The organism is Candidatus Krumholzibacteriia bacterium (assembly GCA_035268685.1).
GTDB lineage: Bacteria > Krumholzibacteriota > Krumholzibacteriia > JAJRXK01 > JAJRXK01 > JAJRXK01.
Genome location: DATFKK010000081.1, coordinates 1 through 5,281, shown reverse-complemented (window position 1 = coordinate 5,281; position 5,281 = coordinate 1). Strand labels below are relative to the sequence as shown.

Here is a 5,281-nt window from a genome sequence, read left to right as displayed (position 1 = left end):
CCTCCGGAAAACTGCACCTGGGCAACTGGTTCGGGGCCATCAAGCAGCACCTCGAGCTGCAGGAACCCGCCGGCAACCAGTGCTGCTACTTCATCGCCGACTACCATGCACTGACCACCGTGCACGATGCGTCGACGCTGCGCGAGAACGTCCGCGACGTGGCCATCGCCTACCTCGCCCTGGGGCTCGATCCCGAGCGCACGATGTTCTACCGGCAGAGCGACGTCCCCGAGGTGCAGGAACTGGCGTGGCTGCTGGCCAGCGTCACCGGCACGGGACTGCTCGAGCGCGCGCACAGCTACAAGGACAAGGTCGCCCGCGGCATCACCCCGCGGGTCGGACTCTTCTACTACCCCGTGCTCATGGCGGCCGACATCCTGATCGTCGACGCCGACGTGGTTCCGGTCGGCCAGGACCAGGTGCAGCACGTCGAGATGACCCAGGACATGGCGCAGTCGTTCAACGCGGCCTTCGGCGACGACCTGTTGAAGCGACCCGAGTGGCAGCTGTCGCCGACGCCGAAGGTGCCCGGGACCGACGGCGCGAAGATGAGCAAGAGCTACGGCAACACCATCGAGATCTTCGCGGCGGGCAAGAAGTTGAAGAAGGCGGTGATGGGCGTCGTCACCCAGCCCATCGACCTGGGCCAGCCCCTTCCGGTGGAGGACGACAACGTGCTGTCGCTGTACCGGCTCTTCGCGTCCGACGACGAGGTGGCCGCGATGGAAGAGGCCTACCGCACCGGATCCATCGGCTACGGCGACGCGAAGAAGCGTCTGCTCGCCCGCATCGACGAGACCTTCGCCGCCGCCCGCGAGAAGCGCGAGGAGCTGGTGGCCCATCCCGACACCGTCGAGGACGTCCTGCGCGACGGCGCCCGGCGGGCTCGCGAGATCGCCCGCGCCACGCTCGAACGCTGCCGCGACGCGACCGGCCTCCTGGGCCGGCCCGTCTGAGTCCGGAACCCCGGTCGCCGGGCGGGGGTTCAAGCCTCGACCCCGATCCGGCGCGGCCGTTGCGGCGGTCCCCGCGCTCCGGCATCTTTCCCGGGCAGCCGCAGAAGACGCGGCCGTCCCCTTCCGTCCGACTCCCGGCACGAGGAACCATGGCACGTCCCACGAACCCACTGGTGTCCCTGATCGTCCTCGGCGTGCTCGCGCTCGCCGTCTCCGGACCGGTCCGCGCCCAGACGGCGCCCCCCGACACTGCGGGGACCGATCCCGCCGCCGACTCGGCGGTGCGGATCCTGGACCTCGAGGCCGCCGTCGAGAAGGACCCGACCAACGGGGACGCGTGGACGCGTCTGGGGATCCTGTACACCGAGGAGGGCATGCTCGAGGCCGCCCGGGACGCGTTCATCAGCGCGCTGCAGGCGGCACCGCAGGAGCCGGCCTCGCACCTGAACCTGGGCATGGTCCTCGTCCGGATGGAGCGCTGGGAGGAATCGAAGGTCCCCCTGGGTACCTACCGCGCGATGGCCCCCGACGACGTCCGCGGCCACGCACTCCTCGGACGCGCCGAACTCGAGACCGGCAACGTCGAAGCCGCGCGGGCGATCTGGCTGGAAGGCGCCGCGGCCGAAGGCGTCACGGCCGAGGACGCCGTGGCCCTCCTCCAGGAATACACGCGTTCCTACCTGGGCGACGACCGCGAGGCGAGCTACGACGAACTCGGTGAGCTGGCCCGCACTCTGGAGTCGCGGCCCCGACTGCTCGACACCGAGGGCGGCGAGGACCTGCGCGACACCATCGAGTTCGCCTACATGGAACGCGCTCGCCTCGCCGTCGAGGACGACCGCCCCGAGGACGCCCTGGAGAACTGGGCCGAGGTCCGGGCGATGGGCAGCGACAAGGACGCCGCCTGGTTGCAACCCGCGCGCCGGCTCCTCGACGCCGGGAAGGTGTCCGCCGCCCGGGAGCTGGTCGACGAGGCCCGCACCCGCCGGCCGGATTCGGCCATGGTCCACTTCCTCGACGGTCTGGTGAAGGAGCAGGAGAACGACCTGCGGGGCGCGGCGAGCGCCTACCGGAAGGCCGTGGCCATCGACCCCGAGTTCTCCGGCGTGAATGCCAACCTGGGCGAGGTGCTCGCCAGCCTGGGCGACACGCAGGGTGCGTCCGAAGCCCTGGGCCGGGCGGTCGAACTGGGCGAGGGCGGTGCGGCGGCCTCCTACAACATGGGCGTGGTGCTGAGCAAGAAGGGTCGCTTCCGCGAGGCGATCCCCCACCTCGAACGCGCGGTCGAACTCGACCCCGCACACAAGGACGCCTACCGCGCGCTGGGTACTGCCTACCGCAAGACCGACGACTTCACCGGCGCGGCCGACATCTACCAGCGCCTGATCGATCGCTTCGGCCCCGACGCGCGTGATCTCTACCAACTGGGCTTCGCGCAGGCGAAGATCGACGAACACCGCGACGCGGCGGAGAACTTCCAGATGGTCGCCGCCCTCGAACCGGGCAACTGGCGGGCGCACTACAGCCTGGGCAACGCCCTGCGCGAGATCGAGCGTTACGACGAAGCCATCGAGGCCTACCGCAAGGCGCTCGAACTCGAACCCGGCAACTACGCGATCAGCTACAACCTGGCCCTCTCGATGCAGCTGGCCGGACGCCTCGAGGACGCCCTGCTGCAGTACGAGAAGACGCTGGCCATCCGCGAGACGCGGGCCGTGTACGTCAACATGGCGATCTGCTACACGAACCTCGGCGACGAGGACACGGCGAACGAGTACTACGCGATCGCCGAAGAGCTGCGTACGAGCGGCCGATGACCGACTTGACGCGCCCCGACGCCCTGCTCTTCGATCTGGGGCGGGTGCTCGTCGGCTACGACTGGAACGACTCCCTGCGACGATTCGCCGACCGGCTCGATGGCGTGTCGGTCGACGAGATCCGAGAGTGGATCCTCGACCCGAACGGCCCGGTCGACGCCTACGGCCGGGGCGGGATCGACGACACCGCATTCCTCGAGTCCCTCCATGCACGCTTCGACCCCGAGCGACGGATCGACGACGCGTGGCTCGTCGAACTCTGGTGCGACATGTTCGAGCCCTGGCCCGCGTCGCTGGAGCTGGTCGACCGCCTGCAGCCGCAGGCGGGGCTCGCCCTGGTGTCGAACACCAATCCTCTGCATTTCGAAACCCTCGACCACCGGCTCGGACTGCGGAAACGCTTCGACCACGTGAGCGTCAGCCACGAGGTCGGGGCGCTCAAACCCGAGCCCGCCATCTTCCGTCACGCCCTCGACGGACTCGGCGTGGACGCCGACCGGGCCTGGTTCACCGACGACCTCGACGAGAACCTCGCCGGCGCCCGCGCCCTCGGGATCCGGACCCATCGCTTCGAGACGGTGGACGAGCTCCGGCGGGAACTGGCGTCCCTGGACTTCGTGGTGTGAGCCCGCGCGGTGGACCGAGGTCACACTGCTGAGCCGAAAATCAGGCGAAAACGCAGCCGGGTGGTGTTGCCGCCCCCCGGGCCCTGTGACAAACTTCCGACGCGTGTGCGTTCCGTGCACGCACGAGCGGCCCGAGCGGCCTTTTCCGTTGTGACGGAACGACTTCCGGCCCCGATCTCCTCACCCGAAACCAGCGAGGCGCGCCGTGAGCACCACCACCGGACCCGATCTGGAGGCCCTGGTCCGCGAGCAGCAGGCCAACTACCCGCACTGGGAAGTGATCAAGGACTGCATCGACCAGTACATCGACATGATGCTGAACTACCGGCAGAGCGGGCACCCGGGGGGCAGCCGCTCGAAGGTGCACGGCCTCGTCGCGCTCACCCTGAGCGGCGCCATGCGCTGGGACATCCGCCGGCCCGAACTGCCCTTCGGCGACCGCTTCGTGCTCGTGGCCGGCCACTGCGCCCCGCTGGTCTATGGCACGCTGCCCGTCTACAACGAGGCGCTGCGCTACCTGCTCGAACAGACCGGCGACGAGAAGTACGCCGTCCCGCGCGCCGAGGAGCGTCAGCTCGTCTGGGAGGACCTGCTCGCCTTCCGCCGCCGCGGCGGCCTGGCCGGCCACGCCGAGATGGAGGGCAAGACGCTGTTCTTCAAGGCGAACACCGGTCCGAGCGGCCACGGCGCGCCGCCGGCCGCGGGCATCGCCATGGCGCTGAAGCGGGCGGGCATGGAGGAGGTGAACGTCTTCGCCTACGAGGGCGAGGGCGGCCACACCGCCGGCGCCCACCACGAGACGAAGAGCAGTGCCTGGGGACTGGGCCTGTCGAACCTCAACTACCTGCTCGACTGGAACGACTTCGGCATCGACTCCTTCGCGGCGAGCACCGTGGTCCCCGGCACCCCCGACGACTGGTTCGGCGCCTACGGCTTCCGCGTGCACGGAGCCGAGAACGGCAGTGACTGGCCCGACGTCACCCGCGCCCTGCTCGGCATGACCCGCGGCGAGGACAAGCAGAACCGCCCGGGCGTCACCTGGATGCGCACACGCAAGGGCCGCGAGTACGGCAAGTACGACTACGCCAGCCACGGGGCGCCGCACAAGACCAACAGCCCCGAGTACTGGGCCACCAAGAAGCCCTTCATGGAGAAGTACGGGGTGGAGTTCGAGGGCTTCGAAGGGCCCGCCCCCGACGATCCGCAGGCCCTGTACGACCAGGTGAAGACCAACATGGCCAAGGTGGCCCAGGTCCTGCGCAAGCACGACGACACCGTGCAGTACCTGGCGAACCGCCTGGTCGAACTCGGCGAGAGCGTACCCACCCGTCCGACCCAGTTCGCCCTGGGCGCCAAGGGCAACCCGGCGAACGACGCCTCGCTCTTCGACTTCGAGAACTATCCGGAGTCGATGTGGAAGAAGCCCGGCGAGAAGGCGCCCAATCGCGCGGCGCTGGCGACCTTCGGGAGTTACCTCAACAGCACCTGCAAGCAGAAGTACGGACGACCCCTGGTGCTGGCGATGAGCGCCGACCTGGCCGACTCCACGAACATCAGTGGATTCGCCAAGGACTTCGACGGCCTCGACAACTTCGGCCGCTACGAGCGGAACGAGAACCCCGAGGGCTCGTTGCTGCCCCAGGAGATCACCGAGTTCACCAACAGCGGCATCAGCTGCGGGATCGCCAGCGTGAACATGAGCGACGATCCCGAGCGGGAGTTCCTGGGCTTCTACGGCGCGTGCTCGACCTACGGGAGCTTCAGCTACCTGAAGTACGGCCCCATGCGCCTGTTCAGTCAGCTGGCCCAGGACTGCGAGCTGAAGACCGGCAAGGTGATCTGGGTGGCCGGCCACTCCGGACCGGAGACCGCCGACGACAGC

4 protein-coding genes are annotated in these 5,281 nt (G+C 69.0%); all 4 read left to right on the top strand.

Annotation, left to right across the window (positions count from 1 at the left end; all coding sequences use genetic code 11):
- Nucleotides 1-956: tryptophan--tRNA ligase (gene trpS / locus VKA86_07990; protein HKK71144.1), on the top strand; the 956-nt coding region annotated here is incomplete at its 5' end.
- Between the two features lie 149 nt (nt 957-1,105).
- Nucleotides 1,106-2,773, top strand: coding sequence for a tetratricopeptide repeat protein (locus VKA86_07985; GenBank protein ID HKK71143.1), 1,668 nt, complete (start codon nt 1,106-1,108; stop codon nt 2,771-2,773).
- Nucleotides 2,770-3,399, top strand: a complete 630-nt coding sequence (locus VKA86_07980) for an HAD family phosphatase (GenBank protein HKK71142.1) — start codon at nt 2,770-2,772, stop codon at nt 3,397-3,399. Before VKA86_07985 ends, VKA86_07980 begins: the two co-directional genes overlap by 4 nt.
- A 205-nt stretch (nt 3,400-3,604) precedes the next feature.
- On the top strand, nt 3,605-5,281 hold a 1,677-nt coding region (locus VKA86_07975; GenBank protein ID HKK71141.1), incomplete at its 3' end, for a transketolase.